Source organism: Staphylococcus sp. NWU MK-U1, assembly GCF_033283505.1.
Taxonomy (GTDB): Bacteria; Bacillota; Bacilli; order Staphylococcales; family Staphylococcaceae; genus Staphylococcus; species Staphylococcus haemolyticus.
Window position 1 is genome coordinate 40,485 of sequence record NZ_JAVSMG010000003.1, and the last position, 18,755, is coordinate 59,239.

The following is an 18,755-nucleotide window of genomic DNA, read 5'->3' on the forward strand; positions in this document are numbered from 1 at the left end:
CTGTAACCCTATCTAATTAATATGAAAAGATAAGTGAATAATAGATGTAATTTTCTTAATATTAGCACAACGAAAATTGCTATTAAAGTGAATTTAAAATAAATTGAATAATATTTTGAGATTGCATAGTTTGAAATATTTAATGGAGTAATTAAACATTTAAAGAAAATGGTATTACCCTATATACATTGTTTGCGGGCATGATATAATATCTTAGGTCAGATGAGAATAATTCTCGATGACTATTTTATTATATCAGTAAAGGAAGTGTCAGATGTGAGTTCACATCAAAGTAGGTTCGACGGTAAATTAATCATTGCAGCTAGTTTTGCAGTGTTAACATATTGGTTGTTTGCGCAATCATTTATAAATATTGGTTCTAGTGTACAAAAGACATTTGGTGCTGCAGATTCTACACTTAACCTATCTATCAGCCTTGTATCATTCGTTACAGGTATTTTCATGGTGGGTGCAGGAGATATTGCAGATAAAGTTGGAAACCTCAAGATGACAATAATAGGTCTCGTCTTTAGTATTATTGGTTGCATTAGTATTATTATTGTTCCTGTCACGCCATTCTTAGTTATTGGGCGCATTTTTCAAGGTCTATCAGCTGCCGTATTACTACCTTCTACAATTGGCTTAGTATCAGATAACTTTAAAGGTCAATCACTCCGTAAAGCTTATAGTTTTATGATGATTGCGACAGTTGGCGGAATAGGATTTTCTTCCTATGTCGGTGGTCTTATTTCTAGCTTTTTAAGTTGGCAATTTATCTTTGTTATTTCTATCGTTTTATCAATTATTGCGATTTTTATTTTAAGTCGTAGAAAAGAAGTGCCACGTCAAGAACGTGATCACCAGCCCTTCGATTATGTAGGCATGGTGATTTTTGGCGTAATTATCGCTTGCTTAATGCTATTGATGACTCAAGGTTTTACATATGGTTGGACAAGTCGATTCACGTTAACTGTTGCAATCGTTGGTCTCATTGCTTTAGTTGTATTTTATATTTTTGAAAAAGGCAGACCCACACCATTTATTGATTTTTCAATTGTAAAAAATCGAGCATTTCTGGGCTCAACAATCAATAATTTTGTGCTTAACACTGGGGTAGGTACCACAGTCGTCTTCAATGGTTACGCTCAAAAACAATTTGGTATGAGTGAAGCACAAACTGGCTTGGTTACAGTGCCGTATGTCTTCATGGCGATAGCGATGATACGCTTAGGTGAAAAAGCAATTCAAAAATATGGCGGTAAAAGTATGTTAATTGCAGGGCCACTATTTCCAGCAATTGGTATCATTCTAATTAGCTTCACTTTCTTATCGCCAAGTTGGTATATAGGTATTGTAACTTTCGCATTTGTTGTATGTGCGATTGGTAATGGGTTAGTTGCTACACCTGGCTTAACGATTGCAGTATTCAACATGCCAGAAGAGAAAGTGAGCTTTGCAACAGGTTTATATAAGATGGGCGCTACACTCGGAGGAGCCTTTGGTATCGCGTTAAATACGACCGTATTTACAGTATGTCAACAATTCTATTCAGTAGAAATGTCAGCAATGATTTCATTCTTAGTCGGGGCAATTATTATGATACTTGGACTTATATCAGCATTTATTCTGATTCCTAAAAATGTTAAAGCATAATAAAAACAAGCGTGGCTTTTTAATCAGTCACGCTTGTTTGTTTATATATAATTAATTTACTTTATCGGTAGACAATCCTTGCGGAATCGGATCAAATATAACTAAATCGTCGCTATTTAATAACTCCTCAGTTAATTGTAATTCAGCAATACGATTAGAATTATAGTATTTCACATACAATGTACGCGATGTTAAGTTGAATACAGTTTGGTACAGCGTATAGTGGAATTCATCTTCAGAAGGGCGAACTGCACCTTTAGGAATGCTTACACTATCAAGAATTCTAAACGCATCTAATACTGCATCATCACCATCGTCAGGCAACATATTACTTACAAGATAAGCTGCTCTTACATAACGTTCTGCTGACGTATAACCACCTGGTAGTCCAGAGGTACCACTTTCATTGCCCATATATAAATTTTTATAGCGTTTATATTGTGGTTTGTAAGGCGTCACATTCGCATAATTCTTCAAGTTCTCGTAATGCCAATTTAAATCAGGGCTATTTGTTAGTACACCGACTGGATTATCATGAAGGACAATGCGACCTTCTACAAACGTAATCTCTGCAGTTCGGCCTGTCGCGTCCGATACATGATAATGTAATGGCGGTGCTTCATTAATATCATTCAATGTATGTGCAACGACATTAACTTGGTCTGCTTGTTCAATAAGTTCCTCAATCGTTTTGTTGTAACCAAGAACCCATGTTAATACTTCAGTTTGTGAAATATTGATGTATCCATCGTGTATTTTATTAGCGTATGAGGCATAACCACGGTCATATTGATTAGATATTGCGAGGCCATGCTCATTTACACCGTCTCCGAAAATAAAGCCTTCCATATCAGAACCGGCACCAGTAAAACCATACGTCGTTGTACCTTTATAATCTACACGAGATTCCCAATAGTAGTGACGTGGTTGCACAGCAGGATGTCCAGTTAATGGATAGTCATAGTCCATCGTACGTCCTAAAATAACGTCACCGTTTTCAGCTTGAAACGTAAAACCTGTACACATATGTAGAAACCTCCAGTATTTAAAGTGAGAATTATTATCAATTATAAGGTTTCTAATTATGCATTTCAATTTTTAAAGTTTTTCGGAAAAAGAATCCTAAAATAAAAGTTGCTATATACATACTAAAACAAATAATATAGGCCCAAATTATACCGTAATAGTCAACTATCATAGAAATAATAAAAGTGCCAATAGCGAAGAAAATGCTGTTAAATAAATTGTTTAATATGTATGTAGAAGTTAGAATTTCTTTTGGTGTGTTGCGTTGAATCATTGAATTTAGTGAAATATAACGCATGTCTTCGAAAATGCCCATAAATAATGAAAATAACAATGCGATCATTATTGAATGGTGAAGAATAAAACTTAAATTAATAAATGCTAAAAGCAAAGGAACGTAAATAATTATTGGATAGTTTATTTGTGTGAAGAAACGATCCTTATGGTTTATCCATAGTCCTGCAATAATTGTACCACTAAAGAAAAGGGCATTGATTAGTCCAAACCAATAATCAGGGACATGTAAATAGGTTCTTGTATAAGTAAGAATGATAGCTGCTATCCATATGGTCGTTGCGAAAGATTCAAAAATAATAGAAATGTTTAAATACAAACTCAATTTATCACGATAATTATCACGAATAACAGCTTTAAAACTACTAAAAATATTTGCCTTCTCATTTTTGTAAATATGACGTTCTGAAAGGCGTAAAATAAAAAAATAACTTATCATTTCAAGTACTAGCGCAAATAAAAATAAGTATTTCGCACCTATAAGACTCATTAAAATGCCGCCTAATGCCCACGTAGAAAGTTGAACAACACTACTCATCATATTCATTAAAGCGTTAGCAGATGTAATCGCATCTTTATTCTCAATAAAAGGAATCATTGAGTTCTTAATTGGGTTTGTAAAACCATCAAAAATAGCATTAAGAAAAAGTAAAACAAAAATAAAAATGGGAGATATGCCAAATATTAATAAACCAGCGATACTTGCTAAACTTACTAATTTAAGACCTTGAAATATAGATAAGACTTGCTTTTGCGTAAAATATTGATAAATATAATTGGAAATAAAACTACTCACAAAAATGCCAGATGTAAAGATAATGGGAATCATCAAGGCAGCGGTCGTTTTAGATGTGATATTAAAAACAATAGCAATAAGGCCAACAATTGTTAAAATATCACCAGTGTTAGCAAACAATTGACTATAAAACAGATGAAAGTAGTCTTTACTATGTTTTCTCATATTGCCACACCTCAATAACACTTGTGATTTTACACTATTATAGCATTAGGTAGTCATAAAAAATATCCCTTATGAGCTAATTAAATCTCATAAGGGATAGGATTCATATATTAAGCATGTGCATGTTCTGGAACGTCTTTGAAGTTTTCTAAACGACGATTCCATTCTTCATCGCTAATGTTGTTTTTAGCTACATAACGGTTACGTTCATGTTTGGCACAGTCATATGAACAAGCACCGAGATATTTGTCTTCATTTTCTTCTGAAACAAGAATTTGCTTGTTACATTCAGGATTTGAACAGTTAATATAACGTTCGCAAGGTGTACCGTCAAAGTGTTCTTTACCGATAACTGTTTTCTCAACTTGGTTAACGTCAACGCTAATACGTTCATCGAAGACGTACATTTTACCGTCCCAATATTGGCCTTTAGTTTCAGGGTCTTTACCGTAAGTTGCGATACCACCGTGTAGTTGTCCTACATTTTCGAAGCCTTCTTTAACTAACCAACCAGAGAATTTTTCGCAACGAATACCACCAGTACAATATGTCACAATGTTTTTACCATCTAATTGATCTTTGTTCTCACGAATCCAGTCTGGTAAGTCTCTGAAGCGTGTGATATCAGGGCGAATGGCACCGCGGAAGTGACCTAAATCAAATTCATAGTCATTACGAGCATCTAAGATGACAGTATCTTCATCTTCAAGTGCTTCTTTAAATTCGCTAGGTGAATAATATTTACCAGTTGTAACACGTGGATCAACATCGTCTTCTAAACCTAAAGCAACGATTTCATTTCTTGGACGTACGTGCATTTTTTTGAAGGCATGGCCTTCAGCTTCATCAATTTTGAACGTCATATCTGCGAAACGTTCATCTGCATGCATATGTTCGATATATTTATCAGTATCTTCTTTCGTACCTGATAATGTACCATTGATACCTTCTGTAGAAACTAGAATTCTACCTTTTAAGTTGTTCGCTTTACAGAATTCTAAGTGCTCAGCTGCAAATGTTTCAGGGTCATCAATTGTTGTGTATTTGTAATATAATAACACTCTATAATCCATTTTCTAATTCTCCTCTAAAAATTTATTTATCGTAAAGGCAAGCCGTATCATTTAGTTATTCATTAATTTATCTTTTTATAAAAATCAACATTATATTATTTTACCAAATTTACAATAACTTTCAATATTTCGGTTTTGAAAATAGGGCAACAGACCTATGTAAGAAGTACAATTACTTTTTGAAAACGATTACATGTAGTACGATAAGTAGAAAGTGAAGTAAAGGATTATAATGAATTAAGATTATACTTTTCGAAAAGGGAGGAATTGTTAATTATGACAAATCAATCTTTACCAAAATTAACATATACTGGGGCATCAAAAAGTGCAGTACCTATTATTTCTGAAAGCGAATTACAAACGGTAACGGCAGAACCTTGGTTAAAAATTTCAGATGAAGGACTTCAACTTGAAGGTCTTATCTTTGATAGAGATCATAAATTATTTTTATGTGAAGTGTTTGGCGGTAAAATCTTTAAAGTCGACATAGACACAAAAGAGGTTTCAACAGCGTTTCAATCAACAAAACAAAATCCAGCTGCAGTCAAAATACATAAAGATGGACGTTTATTCACTTGTTATTTAGGCGATTTCGAGTCAACAGGTGGCATCTTCGCTACTGATGAACATGGTAATCAATTTGAAGAAATTATTTCGGAACTTAACACGGAATATTGTGTCGATGACATGGTCTTTGATAGTAAAGGTGGTTTCTATTTCACTGATTTCAGAGGGTATTCTACAAATCCTAAAGGTGGCGTCTACTACGTTTCGCCTGACTTCAAGACAGTGACCCCAGTTATTCAGAATATTTCAGTAGCGAATGGTGTAGCTTTAAGTACGGATGAAAAAGTACTATGGGTTACAGAAACGACGACAAACCGACTTCATCGTATTCAATTAGAGGACGATGGCGTGACAATTGCACCATTTGGCGCAACGATTCCATATTACTTTACTGGACATGAAGGGCCAGATTCAGTATGTATTGATAGCGATGATAATTTATATGTCGCGATGTATGGACAAGGTCGTGTTTTAGTCTTTAATAAACGTGGCTATCCTATTGGTCAAATTTTAATGCCAGGGCGTGATGAAGGTAAAATGTTACGTTCAACACATCCACAATTTATTCCTGGAACAAACCAATTGCTCATTTGTACCAATGACATTGAGAACGGCTCAGAAGGTGGTTCTATGATTTATACCGTTGAAGCCTTTGCGAAAGGTCATGAAAGCTATCAATTTCAGTAAGTAATAAAAACTCAGAAAGATAGTAAATATAAATTATTTTAGAGTAAACAAAACAGTTCTCTATAAATAATCGTGAATTTATTAATTTAAATGCTAATGTAGCATTTAATATATAAAAATTTGCAACGTAGAGTGATTTTACACTTTGGTGCTATAATCAAGGCGTCGCTAGCTCTTCCGGCGGTAATTTCGACGGAAGGAGGTGTGATGCCAATGGAGTTAATTTTTTTAACCATCATTGGTCCTGTTATAACAGGATGTATTGTTACGGCTTTTAAATATTGGTTAGACAACCGTAGTAGAAAATAAACGACATCGTCTAACACACCATAAAACCCCTCACTATCGACCTAGTGAGGGGTTTGGTGTTGCCAATGGAATTAATTTATGAATGTATTATATCACTATGAGTAACTTATTGCAAGTTTAATTCGTCTAGCATAAATGATTACTAAGTAATGCTTATTTTCTAATCCAATGAAACTTTTTCGAATATCCAGTATACTGTAATAGAATAATAAGACATCCGCATAAGTATGAAAGGAGTATATAATGAAAGACAATTGGATGAAATATAAAGATGACAGTCTTGTAGCATCATTCTATGATAGCCAGACCACGACGTTTCAAGAACAAGGATTTGAAACTGAATTAGCATTTGGTACTGCAGGTATTCGTGGCCAGTTTGGACTTGGTCCAGGTCGTTTAAATCGCTATACCATACAACGTCTGGCATTAGGAATTGCTAATTACTTAAAAGATAAAGAAGATAATCCTTCAATTGTCATTCACTATGATATTCGTCATTTATCTTCAGAATTCGCGCATATTATTACGCAAATTTTGACTTCGAATGGCATCAAAGTTTATCTGGCAGATGTATATAAAACAACGCCACAACTATCTTTTGCTGTCCGATACTTGCAAACATCTGCCGGTATCATGATTACAGCAAGTCATAACCCTAAAGATTATAACGGCATCAAAGTTTATGGTGCAGATGGTGCGCAATTAGATGAGGATACTTCATTAGAAGTTGCTCAATATATCAATAACTTAGGTAATCCACTTGAGTTGAATATTGACTTAAATCAAGAACTTATTGAGAAGAATACCTTTGATTTACCAGAAGCGGTTTATGATAGTTACATAAATGAACTTACAAATCTTATAGGTGATATTCCACAATCTGATTTGAAGGTCGTATATACAAGTTTGCATGGTACTGGTGTGCCGATTATTCCTGACGTTTTAAAGCATCTTAATTTTCAGAATGTAAGTTTAGTCGAATCGCAATGTGAGCTGGATCCGAATTTCAGTTCCGTTAAAAGTGCGAACCCCGAAGAGCGAGAAGCCTTTGATTTAGCAATTCAACAAGCTCAAGATATCGACGCCAATTTAATTATTGCGACAGATCCGGATGTCGATCGCATGGGCTTTGTTGAACGAGATACAAATGGTCGTACATATTACTTTGGTGGCAGTGAGATTGGCGCATTATTAATTAAATATCTGCTCGAACATTCGAATGTCCCAAATAATCCAATTGTTATTCAATCTATTGTAAGTGGCGAGTTAGGTAAACGTCTTGCTCAACAACATGGGGTGATTGTGAAGGAAGTCTTAATCGGCTTTAAACATATTGCTAAAGCCATTCGTGAGTTAGATGATACAGAATCATTTTTATTTGCCTATGAAGAAAGCTATGGTTACTTAGCTGACGACTTCGTGCGAGACAAAGATGCCATTCAAATCGTTCCGTTAATTATTAAGTATGCTTCTATTTTGAAAAATGAAGGCAAAACACTACACGACGCATTAAAAGAGATTCATAGAGAAGTAGGTCAATATCGGGATAAACCGATGTCTAAAGTCTTTGAAGGTAGAGAAGGACAACAACAAATTAACGCTTTAATGGATAAATTAAGACGTAATATTCCTGATGTCATTGCAGGATTAAAAGTCATTGCAGTAGAAGATTATGAGACATTGAAACGCATTTATAAAGAAGACAACATCGAAGAAATAATATCATTACCACAAGCAAATGTGATTCGAATTATCTTTAATGAAGGATTTATTGCCTTAAGACCATCAGGTACAGAACCTAAACTTAAATTTTACTTGTCACTCAATGTCGATAACTTCGAACAAGTATCACAAGACATATATAATTTCATATTTGGCGATACCGAATAGCATGATAAAAAACCATTTATATGCAAGTAAGCAGTATTAAATATCATTCCACCTCAATCGTTCTTTTTCAAAATTAAAGAATAATATAAAACAGCTTATAGTACACATCATAAAGTGCACCATAAGCTGTTTTCTTAATTAATATTTTCTTAAAAAGTCTATTTGCCGATCAAATAACTTATTCGCAATATAAGATTGAACTGTATTTAGAATCTCCTCAATTTCCTGGGTCATATTAGATAACACTCTTACAGTAAAACCATGTGTTGGCAATTGCGTGATACCAAGGCGACAATTATATTTCAACGTATAATCTTTAATTTCCTCATACACTTCATCGATTAACTTCTGCGTCACTTCCGGATGAATAAAGTAAGCTGAACCTAAATGCGTATAATGCTCCATATAACCAAGTGAACTAATTTCTGTTTCGCCCGGATGCATACGCAAATTATCATATACGACAAGCTCATCATCTACATAAATTTCATTAAGTAAATGCATATAGTCATAAGTGAAATACGCTTCACTCGAAGAATAACCAGGTGTAAGAATATCCGTATAGAACATTGATGCGGTCGCATCCAATTTGAATTGATTATGTGGGAAGAATTTCGCATGTTCGTATGCAATAATCGGATCACCAACATATTCCATATAACCATCTTTCGCTATATGGAATGTTTGATATTGTTCAACACGGTCATTCAATGTCTTATATATCTTTGTAGCACCTTGCGATGTTAATGTCACTGACGCATTTTCATCCACATTAATATTCATTCGGTATCGATCGCCATCAAGGTAGCCACCACCAACATTCACAATATAGAAGGTTGGAATTGTTGAATCATTTAAATAGACTGGGCGAATAACTTTTAAAGCTTTTTCAAAAAAGATATCTCGTGCAACAGAACGTTTACCATTATTGAACACAGTTAGGTCTAACTGTCCAGTCCAAGATTGTTCAGTATCTGGTTTCATATCTTCAGCCATTAAGCTAACCCTTTAAGTAATACATCTCGTTCAATCCACTCAATAACGTTGTCTAAACCATCATCTGTCTTAAGGTTAGTGAATGTGAATGGGCGATTTCCTCTAAATGTTTTCGTATCTTCGGCCATTTGGTCTAGTGATGCTCCAACAAATTCTGCTAAATCTGTTTTATTAATAACGAAGTAGTCAGATTTAATCATACCTTGACCACCTTTACGAGGAATCTTCTCACCTTGGGCAACGTCAATAATGTATATTGAGAAATCTACCAATTCTGGACTAAATGTCGCTGCTAAGTTATCGCCACCAGATTCAATAAATATTAACTCAATGTCGTCATTACGTTCCAACAATTCATCGATGGCAGCAAAGTTCATTGAAGCATCTTCACGTATAGCTGTATGAGGACAACCGCCTGTTTCGACACCTATAATTCTATCTTCAGGTAACACACCTGTATCTACTAAGATTTTTTGGTCTTCTTTTGTATAAATATCGTTTGTGATAACACCGATACTTAATTCTTTAGACAGACGGCGCACTAATTTTTCTACTAATTGTGTTTTACCTGCACCAACAGGACCGCCAATACCAATTTTAATTGGATTTGCCATAACTCTTACCTCCTATGAAATAAAGATTCTCACATTAACGTTCTCATGTTCCATTTGATTAAGTTCTAATCCCGGTGCTGTTACGCCGAAATCTGCTTTGCTTAATGTAAATATGTGTTGTCGTGTACGTTCGATTTGTGGAATCATTTCCGTCACAACTTGTTGACCTGTTGTTTGGCCTAGTGGAATTGCACGTACTGCATTTTGAGTTAAACTTGAAACATTTTGATACAAGTAGTAGTCAATAATCGTCTCGATATCAACGCCTAAATAGTGACCTAACATTGCAAAGCAAATTGCTGGATGCAACTTTGCACGCTTCTCAGTCATTTGTGTGTGGTACCAATTGATCCATTGACTATCGTAGAGTTCCATCGTAAGTTTAGCCATACGTGTTCCCATTTGTTTTGTACCTACACGTGTTTCACGCGGTAAACTTTGAACATAGATTAATTGGTCTAATCTTAATATTTCCTCTGCGTCTTCATTTTCTAACGCTTGGTACACAAGTCGCATAGCTAAACCATCTGAATAGGTTAATTGTTCATTTAAAAATAATTGTAACCATGCTTTAAATGTTTCAGCATCTTTAACTACATCGCGTTGAATGTATGTTTCTAAACCAAATGAATGACTAAATGCACCTGTAGGTAATTGCGAATCACAGAACTGAAATAATCTTAAGTGTGAATGATCAATCATGTGAATGTCCTATGTGTCTAAACGCTTTATTCACTTTACGATCTTCATGACTATAAGGTATGCCTAACGTTTTAAGTAGGTCTTCTACTAAATAGTCATATTGGACTAACATTTCAGTTTCTGTAAATTGTGCAGGTAAATGACGATTGCCAAGTTGATGTGCAATATCGCCCATTTCTTGTAACGTACGTGGTTTGATAACGAGTAGATCTTCAGAATTCACATCAACAACAATCATATTTGTGTCATCTTGGTATAAAATATCACCATATTGTAAATCGATAGGTTGATTTAAACGGATACCAATTTCTGTGCCATGATCAGTTGTAACACGTTGAATACGTTTTACTAAATCTGAATTCTCTAAATAGACTTTTTCAACATGTTTCTTTTTATCTTCATCTGATAAATTAGCAATGTTGCCTTGAATCTCTTCTATAATCATTAAATGAACCTCCTAGAATAAGAAGTATCTTTGAGTCAACGGTAGTTCAGTAGCAGGTTCACTAGTCACTTTTTCGCCATCAACAAATACTTCATAAGTTTGTGGATCTACATCCAGTTTTGGTGTAGCATCATTATTTTTCATATCTTTTTTCGTTAAATTACGGATGCCGTGAACAGGTCGAACCATACGTTGTAGGTTCAAGCTACGATAAATACCACTTTCGAATGCAGTTTTAGAAACAAATGTAATGGCAGTGTGCTGTAAGTTACCACCATATTGGCCATACATTTTACGGTATTTTTGAGGTTCTGATGTTGGAATAGAACCATTGGCGTCACCATTAACTGCGGCATTAATTAAACCACCTTTAACTATAAGTTCTGGTTTAACACCGAAGAAGGCTGGTTCCCACATAACTAAATCTGCTAACTTACCACCTTCTACTGAACCGACATAGTCTGAAATACCGTGTGTAATGGCAGGATTAATTGTATATTTAGCGATATAACGTTTAATACGGTTGTTGTCGTTGTATTCTGCATCACCATCTAAGAATCCACGTTGTTCTTTGATACGATGAGCTACTTGCCATGTACGTGTAATCACTTCACCGACACGTCCCATAGCTTGTGAATCAGAGCTAACCATGCTAAATACGCCCATATCTTGAAGTACGTCTTCAGCTGCGATGGTTTCTTTTCTAATTCGAGAATCAGCGAATGCTATATCTTCAGGAATAGATGCATTTAAGTGATGTGTAATCATAACCATATCTAAATGTTCATCTACAGTATTTTGTGTATAAGGCAATGTTGGGTTGGTAGATGAAGGTAAGATATTAGGATATGAAGCGGATTTAATTAAATCAGGCGCATGTCCGCCACCCGCACCTTCAGTATGGTACATATGTAAGACACGACCTTTGACTGCTGCCATTGTATCTTCCATAAATCCAGCTTCATTTAATGTATCGGCGTGAAGTGCGATTTGAACATCGAATTCATCTGCTACTTCTAATGCATGATCGAGTGCTGAAGGTGTTGCACCCCAGTCTTCATGTACTTTCAGACCGATTACACCTGCGTGTATTTGTTCAATAAGTGCAGTGTGATTAACAGCTTGCCCCTTACCAGTAAAACCTACATTAATAGGGAGTTGTTCAGCTGCTTCAAGCATACGATGAATATGCCAAGGTCCAGGTGTAACTGTTGTAGCCTTCGTACCTTCTGATGCGCCAGTACCGCCTCCAATATGAGTCGTGATACCACTTTCGAGTGCAACTTCAGCTTGTTCAGGGTTGATAAAATGAACGTGTGTATCAATACCACCAGCTGTCACAATTTTTCCTTCAGCTGAAATGATATCTGTTGTTGCACCGATAATAATATCAATATTATCCATAATATCTGGGTTACCAGCTTGACCAATAGCAAAGATGTAGCCATTTTTGATACCGATATCGGCTTTAACGACTTTATCGTAATCAATGATAACTGCATTTGTAATAACTAAATCTGCAACATAACGGTCGTCACGTGTCACGTTTGGATTTTGCCCCATTCCGTCACGAATAGATTTACCGCCACCAAAAGTGACTTCATCTCCGTAACTTGTATAATCATGTTCAACTTGAGCAAATAAATTTGTATCACCTAGACGAATTGAATCGCCTTCGGTCGGACCATAAAGACTGGTATATTGAGATTGTGTCATTTTAAAGCTCATTAGTCTTGTCCTCCTTTTTTATTGAGGTTTTCTTCGCCTTCATCATTAAATACGCCGGCATATTCATCATCTTCGTTGGTTGGACGGTAAACACGACTTTCATCAATTTTACCGTTAACCATACCACGGAAACCATATATGTTACGATGACCTGCATATTCAACAAGTTGGACTTTCTTTTCGTCGCCTGGTTCAAAACGTACGGCTGCACCAGCGGGGATATCTAAGTGTTTGCCATAAGCTTTTTCACGTTCAAACTGTAAAGCTTTGTTAGCTTCAAAGAAGTGAAAGTGAGAGCCAACTTGTACTGGGCGATCTCCGGTATTTTTAACAACAAGCACCGTTTCTGCACGCCCATGATTAATTTCGATTTCAGTTTTTTTAACAATAATTTCTCCAGGAATCATAATATAGCCTCCTTAGACGATTGGATGATGGACTGTAATAAGTTTCGTACCATCTGGAAATGTTGCTTCAATTTCGATTTCTTTAATCATGCTTGCAACGCCTTCCATTACATCTTCTTCATTTAGAATTGTTTTACCGTAGCTCATTAACTCGGCTACCGTTTTACCCTCTCTGGCACCTTCAAGTAATTCATCACTGATTAATGCAAGTGCTTCAGGATGATTTAACTTTAAACCACGTGCTTTACGACGTCTTGCTACTTCTGCAGCTACAACAATCATCAACTTATCTTGTTCACGTTGAGTAAAATGCACATCTATTCCTTCTTTCCATTTAGAATAACTTTCGTAGTTTTAATGTTAGAACTGTTAAAGGTAGAGTACAAGCAATATAGTAATACGATTATTTTAAATTCAAACTCAAATTGTATTTCTACATGTTTAAATATTGTGAAAGTATTTTGTAAGTGCTACTAATAGTGCTAGAATTTAAAAGGAATGTTTAGTAATAACTAAAGAGTAAGGTGAGTTTGTGAAGTATGTAGATATATTTTTCAAGAATATAGCGCAAGTAGTGTTTATGAATAATAAATGGTCAGGTATATTCATTTTAATTGGTTTGTTTGTGGCTCAATGGGAAATTGGTTTAGCGGCAATGATAGGTAGCGTCTTATCAATCTTATTGGCACCTTATTTCAATTATAGTGAAGCGGAAATTCAAGATGGGTTAGCAGGGTATAATGCTGTGTTAACTGCTATTGGTTTAGCGTTATTCCTTCAATCCTCAGTGGTAGCTTGGATAGTATTGATACTTGCAACCATTTTAACTTTGCCAATGGGTGCTGCCATTAGAGAACTATTAAAACCATTTGACATACCGATGCTAACATTTCCATTTGTATTGATGACATGGCTCGTGTTAGCTATGACGACGCAATTTTCAAAATTAAAAGTAACGATTGATATATTGCCTCAACAGGTGAAACATCCTGATATTAGTCATAACCATATAAGTTGGATTAGTGGAATTACAACCAATTTTAGTGAGATATTTCTTGTGACATCTATGCTTGGTAGTGTGTTGATTATTATAGGTATCTTTGTAGGATCAATAAGAGGTGGCGTATATGCGGTAATCTCTAGTATCTTAGCAGTGGCATTTATTGTCTTATTAGGTGGAGATTATCCATCAATCACCAATGGTCTATATGGTTATAACGCTATACTTACTGGAATAGCGTTAGGTGTAACATTTAAAACTAAACTCGATACTTATATTGCCGTTATTACAGGGTTATTATTAACTGTAGTAATGCATGGTGCAATCGCAACGTTACTTACACCAGTAGGCTTACCTGTATTTACAGCACCTTTTATATTTGCAACGTGGATAGTTTTATTTGCTGGCAAACAAACGTTTGAAGAAACAACCTAAAATGATCGAATAGAAAAACCATCAATAAACCAGCTATTCTGGTTCATTGATGGTTTTTAGTTAAATCGAGAAAATCATTATTTATTTGCAGAATCTAATAATTTTTTCTTTAAATCTTTACGTTCATAGTCAAGTGAGTAAGGGTCATTTAACCAATAAATACCTTCGTCTACTTTAAATGTTTGACCTTTTTTAACTGCGTCTGTGTTTTTCCAAACATCTTTATTAGCGAATGAAAGTTCAGCGCCTTTAGCGACAGGTGTCACAACGTAATCTCCAGCCATTTCTGGAATTTGTTCAGCAGAAATATCAGCTAAATCTTCTTTCTTAGTGGCACTTTCAACTTTGCTTGGCATTTTTAGACCAAATGAATCATAAAGCACTTCACTACCGTGACCGTATGTTTTACCTAAAACATAGATTTTTTTATCAAAGTCTTTAATGATTGATACAGTTGCATCTTTACCAATGGCATCTTTAATTTCTTTGCCATCATCTTTTGTTTTGTCTTCCCATTGGTCTACCCATTTTTGAGCTTTATCTTTTTTACCAATAATTTTACCTAATTCTAAATGTTGTTCTTTGTAGTCATGTTTCATATAGTCGAATGCGACAGTTGGTGCGATTTTTTTCAATTTCTTCAAGTTTTTATCTGTATTGTAAGTAATGATTAAATCTGGTTTTTCTTTTGCTACGGCTTCGACGTTTTCAGGGTCAATTTTTTTAACATCTTTAAATTTATCTTTTAATACTGAACTATCATCCACGTTTTTAGCTACAGCTTGAATATTAGCATCAAGTTCCTTTAAACCACCTGCATATGTTGTTCCTAAAACAACTATACGTTTAGGATTTTTAGGGATTTTAACTTTTTTACCATCGTCAGTTGTATAAGATTTAGTATCTTCTTTCGCATCTTTAGAATTACTATTATCCCCATTGTTTCCACAAGCGGCTAAGGCTAATATAAACACTAATGCCAAGGCTAATAATTTTCTCAAAACATCCATCTCCTTTTATATGTATAATGCAATTATATAGGAAATTATATTAAAGCTAAAGGTGAGCGTAATGACATTAGATATTCACGATAAAATTGCGATAGTACTCATACTAATATTTGTGTTTATTAGTACATTTTCGATGCCAACAATTTATGAATTAATATTGAAAAGCTTAATCGTTTTAGCGATTGTAGTTAATGTAAGTTTGAAATTCCTCGTGAAAAGAAGAAACAAATAATTTAATATTGAATAAAATTAATTTCATGTAAAAATTCCGTTAAGTTAGAAATGATATGTTATTCATAGTATAAAAATGTTATATAATATTTAGTGATCGGCATAAAATTACTTTCTTACATAAAGGAGCCAATACATGATTAAAAAATATTTGTTGAGTGTATTCACTGTTTTAATAGCCATTGTTTTATGTGCATGTCAATCGACATCGCAAACGCATGAGAAAAAAGCTAAAGAAGAAACGCATAATAAAGAAGAGAATATTTATGCGAAAAAGCGTAGTTCTGGTCAAAAAGATTGGGTTGAATATAAGGGTGATGTAGCACATATCTTCTTCCATCCTTTAATTACGGATCCTAAAGTGGCGTTTACTGGTGAAGCGAATCAAGCCAAAGGGAATAATGATTGGATGATTACCGTTGAAGAATTTAAACGCTCACTTGATGAATTATATAAGCATCATTACATATTGATTGATCCACATGATGCATATGATTTCAATTCTAAACCTATTAAAAAGAAATCACTTAAGTTGCCTAAAGGAAAGAAACCGTTAATTTTATCAATAGATGATATGAATTATTATGAATATATGAGAGGAAATGGTTATGCAGATCGCTTAGTATTAGACAAATATAATCATGTTGTATCTGAAACGAAAGGCAAAGATGGTAAGGTTACTCAAAGTGAATCGAATGATATTGTTCCGATTCTAAATCGTTTCGTAAAAGAACATCCAGATTTTTCATTGAATGGACAAAAAGGTGTAGTTGGTTTAACTGGATACAATGGGGTACTCGGATATCGCACGAATGAATTGGATAGTAAAGACTACTCTAAGCGTAAAGAACAAGCGATAAAAGTTGCAAATGCAATGAAACGCGATGGTTGGACATTCGCAAGTCATTCTTGGGGGCACATTGATTTTGCAAATAGTTCATATGATCGTATTGTGAAGGATACAGAACGTTGGAAGAAAGAAGTAACGCCAATTATTGGCAAAACGGACTTATTTATTTTCCCTCATGGTGCGCAAGATAGAGGTTCAGCAGGTTATCAGTACCTAGAGAATAAAGCAGAATTTAAATTCTTAGCTGGGGTAGGTCCGAATAATTTTACTGATATTGGTGAAGATAGCGTTTATCAAGACCGTGTTGCTATCGATGGTTTGAATCTATATGACTTTAAATACAAGTTGAAACCATTTGTAGATCCAGACAAAGTTTATAGCAAAGAAGATCGTAGTTATTTTAAAGGTGAGAAGGGTTATAAATAATTAGTCGAACTCTGAGAATTGCATTATGGTAGTTCTCAGAGTTTCAATTTTTCATTAAAAGCAGGCAAAATTTGATTGATATCAAAAATGTATTGTAAGTAACAACAATATATTTAAGTGGTTATGATTTTGAATGTAGTTGTATTATTCCTATAATATTGTTATAAAAAGTATTGTGCAACATTATTAATATTAAAAAAAGTAGGGGATATTTTGTTTGGTAAATTTGTAAAAGGAATAGGTATTATCGCTACGATTTCGTTATTACATACTTCGATAAGTGATGCGAGTGAATCGCCAGTAACTATTGCTAATAAAGAAAAGAATAGTAATATTAGTACGAAATATCAGCCTAGTGGTGTCATGCTTACTACTGATCAAGGGCAAATTCTATATAATTACCGGGGAAATAATCAGGTTGACCCTGCTTCTATGTCTAAAATGATGACCTTATATTTAACTTATGAAGCGATTGAGAATGGGAAGTTAAAGCTCAATGACAAAGTGAAAATTACAAATAAGTATGCTACCATGTCCAACCTACCAAACCTATCATCAGTATCATTGAAACAAGGTCAAACGTATACTATTGAAGAATTAATTAAACAAACCACTTTAGCATCAAGTAATGCCGCAGCAATGATATTAGGTGAGAAAGTAAGTGGCGATAATAATACATTTACTAATAAAATGAATCAACAAGCTAAATCGTTTAATATGGATAATACAAATTTTGTCAATCCAGCAGGTGCGCAGAATAGTTTATTAGATCAATATGCACCTTCAAAATTTAAGAAACAAGATTACCCTAAAAGTACCGCTAAAGATATGAACCTTTTAATGCAAGCGTTAATTAAGAAGTACCCTCAGATATTACAAATATCTAAGTTGCCACGGGATACTCAAAAAGGAAATACTTTTAAAAGTACGAATCTATCTTTAAAAGGGCAACCACTATATTTACCTGGTACAGATGGCTTAAAGACAGGTACAAGTAATAAGGGTTATAACATTGCACTAACAAATAAGCAAGATCAATTACGTCTAAATGAAACAATAATGAATGTGAAACACTTTGGTGATGTAAATGCGAAGTACAATAGAAATAGAATAGGTAATCAAATCATTAAACAATATCGTCAAAAATATGAATATAAGAAAGTGTTAACTGAAGGAGACCATGAGATAGATGGCAAGAAATATCATGTAAAAAAAGATTTATATGATGTTGTCCCTAAAGACAAATCCAAATGGCATCTGGCTATCAATAGTAAAGGTAAAGTTTATGTTCATTATTATAGGGACTTCTTACCAGGCAGTCATTATCCACGTGTAGCTGCTGATAAAAAATGGAAATGGTTCTAAATCAATAAATTAAATTAGAAAAAATGTCGCTAAGTTTTCATCTTGGCGACATTTTTCAAATAATGAATATCTTAAATAAAGGCGTT

General features: G+C 34.4%; 18 protein-coding genes. 7 read left to right on the forward strand and 11 right to left on the reverse strand.

Annotation, left to right across the window (positions count from 1 at the left end):
* The first annotated feature begins 276 nt into the window (after positions 1 to 276).
* Positions 277 to 1,653 (forward strand): MFS transporter, encoded by a 1,377-nt coding sequence (locus tag SBL16_RS05745; RefSeq protein WP_107613151.1) that lies wholly within the window; start codon positions 277 to 279, stop codon positions 1,651 to 1,653.
* 51 nt (positions 1,654 to 1,704) lie between these two features.
* Here the strand turns inward: SBL16_RS05745 and SBL16_RS05750 are convergent, their stop codons facing one another.
* The 3 genes from SBL16_RS05750 to SBL16_RS05760 form a co-directional block, all read right to left on the reverse strand.
* Positions 1,705 to 2,679: a choloylglycine hydrolase family protein gene (locus SBL16_RS05750; RefSeq protein ID WP_317953187.1), complete on the reverse strand. Its 975-nt coding sequence runs from the start codon at positions 2,677 to 2,679 to the stop codon at positions 1,705 to 1,707.
* A 52-nt stretch (positions 2,680 to 2,731) separates the two neighbouring features.
* Positions 2,732 to 3,934 carry an MFS transporter gene (locus SBL16_RS05755; protein ID WP_107611197.1) on the reverse strand — a complete coding sequence of 401 codons (1,203 nt, stop codon included), beginning with the start codon at positions 3,932 to 3,934 and terminating at the stop codon, positions 2,732 to 2,734.
* Between the two features lie 110 nt (positions 3,935 to 4,044).
* Positions 4,045 to 5,007, reverse strand: coding sequence for a rhodanese-related sulfurtransferase (locus SBL16_RS05760; RefSeq protein WP_107611198.1), 963 nt, complete (start codon positions 5,005 to 5,007; stop codon positions 4,045 to 4,047).
* A 276-nt stretch (positions 5,008 to 5,283) separates the two neighbouring features.
* On the opposite strand from SBL16_RS05760, the gene SBL16_RS05765 reads away from it, so the two are divergent.
* The 3 genes from SBL16_RS05765 (at position 5,284) to SBL16_RS05775 (ending at position 8,460) form a co-directional block, all read left to right on the forward strand.
* Entirely contained in the window at positions 5,284 to 6,261 is a 978-nt protein-coding gene (locus SBL16_RS05765) for an SMP-30/gluconolactonase/LRE family protein (protein ID WP_107611199.1), read from the forward strand.
* 213 nt (positions 6,262 to 6,474) lie between these two features.
* On the forward strand, positions 6,475 to 6,570 hold the full coding sequence (locus SBL16_RS05770; protein ID WP_107611299.1) for a type I toxin-antitoxin system Fst family toxin: 96 nt from the start codon (positions 6,475 to 6,477) through the stop codon (positions 6,568 to 6,570).
* A gap of 243 nt (positions 6,571 to 6,813) precedes the next feature.
* The gene (locus tag SBL16_RS05775) at positions 6,814 to 8,460 is read left to right on the forward strand and encodes a phospho-sugar mutase (protein ID WP_107611200.1); all 1,647 of its coding nucleotides are present in this window, start codon (positions 6,814 to 6,816) and stop codon (positions 8,458 to 8,460) included.
* Between the two features lie 138 nt (positions 8,461 to 8,598).
* On the opposite strand, the gene SBL16_RS05780 is transcribed toward SBL16_RS05775, so the two are convergent.
* From SBL16_RS05780 to SBL16_RS05810, 7 genes are read right to left on the reverse strand one after another with little or no spacing between them, the layout of a single operon-like run.
* On the reverse strand, positions 8,599 to 9,456 hold the full coding sequence (locus SBL16_RS05780) for an urease accessory protein UreD (RefSeq protein WP_107611201.1): 858 nt from the start codon (positions 9,454 to 9,456) through the stop codon (positions 8,599 to 8,601).
* Positions 9,456 to 10,070 carry an urease accessory protein UreG gene (gene ureG / locus SBL16_RS05785; protein WP_053016234.1) on the reverse strand — a complete coding sequence of 205 codons (615 nt, stop codon included), beginning with the start codon at positions 10,068 to 10,070 and terminating at the stop codon, positions 9,456 to 9,458. The genes SBL16_RS05780 and ureG overlap by 1 nt, the downstream gene beginning before the upstream one ends.
* 12 nt (positions 10,071 to 10,082) lie before the next feature.
* Positions 10,083 to 10,772, reverse strand: coding sequence for an urease accessory protein UreF (locus SBL16_RS05790; protein WP_107613154.1), 690 nt, complete (start codon positions 10,770 to 10,772; stop codon positions 10,083 to 10,085).
* Complete coding sequence (gene ureE, locus SBL16_RS05795) at positions 10,765 to 11,217, reverse strand: urease accessory protein UreE (protein ID WP_053016236.1); 453 nt, start codon at positions 11,215 to 11,217, stop codon at positions 10,765 to 10,767. Before ureE ends, SBL16_RS05790 begins: the two co-directional genes overlap by 8 nt.
* Positions 11,218 to 11,229: 12 nt before the next feature.
* Positions 11,230 to 12,945: an urease subunit alpha gene (ureC, locus tag SBL16_RS05800; protein ID WP_107611204.1), complete on the reverse strand. Its 1,716-nt coding sequence runs from the start codon at positions 12,943 to 12,945 to the stop codon at positions 11,230 to 11,232.
* On the reverse strand, positions 12,945 to 13,352 hold the full coding sequence (locus tag SBL16_RS05805) for an urease subunit beta (RefSeq protein WP_107611205.1): 408 nt from the start codon (positions 13,350 to 13,352) through the stop codon (positions 12,945 to 12,947). Before SBL16_RS05805 ends, ureC begins: the two co-directional genes overlap by 1 nt.
* A 12-nt stretch (positions 13,353 to 13,364) precedes the next feature.
* Complete coding sequence (locus tag SBL16_RS05810) at positions 13,365 to 13,667, reverse strand: urease subunit gamma (protein ID WP_107611206.1); 303 nt, start codon at positions 13,665 to 13,667, stop codon at positions 13,365 to 13,367.
* A gap of 217 nt (positions 13,668 to 13,884) precedes the next feature.
* Between SBL16_RS05810 and yut the strand changes: the two genes are divergently transcribed.
* Positions 13,885 to 14,787 (forward strand): urea transporter, encoded by a 903-nt coding sequence (gene yut / locus SBL16_RS05815; protein WP_317953202.1) that lies wholly within the window; start codon positions 13,885 to 13,887, stop codon positions 14,785 to 14,787.
* Positions 14,788 to 14,864: 77 nt separating this feature from the next.
* On the opposite strand, the gene SBL16_RS05820 is transcribed toward yut, so the two are convergent.
* The gene (locus SBL16_RS05820; protein ID WP_107611208.1) at positions 14,865 to 15,788 is read right to left on the reverse strand and encodes an ABC transporter substrate-binding protein; all 924 of its coding nucleotides are present in this window, start codon (positions 15,786 to 15,788) and stop codon (positions 14,865 to 14,867) included.
* Positions 15,789 to 16,164: 376 nt separating this feature from the next.
* Here SBL16_RS05820 and SBL16_RS05825 point away from each other — a divergent pair, with 376 nt between their 5' ends.
* Both SBL16_RS05825 and pbp4 read left to right on the forward strand, forming a co-directional pair.
* Entirely contained in the window at positions 16,165 to 17,304 is a 1,140-nt protein-coding gene (locus SBL16_RS05825) for a polysaccharide deacetylase family protein (RefSeq protein ID WP_107611209.1), read from the forward strand.
* A 213-nt stretch (positions 17,305 to 17,517) separates the two neighbouring features.
* Positions 17,518 to 18,669, forward strand: a complete 1,152-nt coding sequence (gene pbp4 / locus SBL16_RS05830) for a penicillin-binding protein PBP4 (protein ID WP_107611210.1) — start codon at positions 17,518 to 17,520, stop codon at positions 18,667 to 18,669.
* Positions 18,670 to 18,755 lie beyond the last annotated feature (86 nt).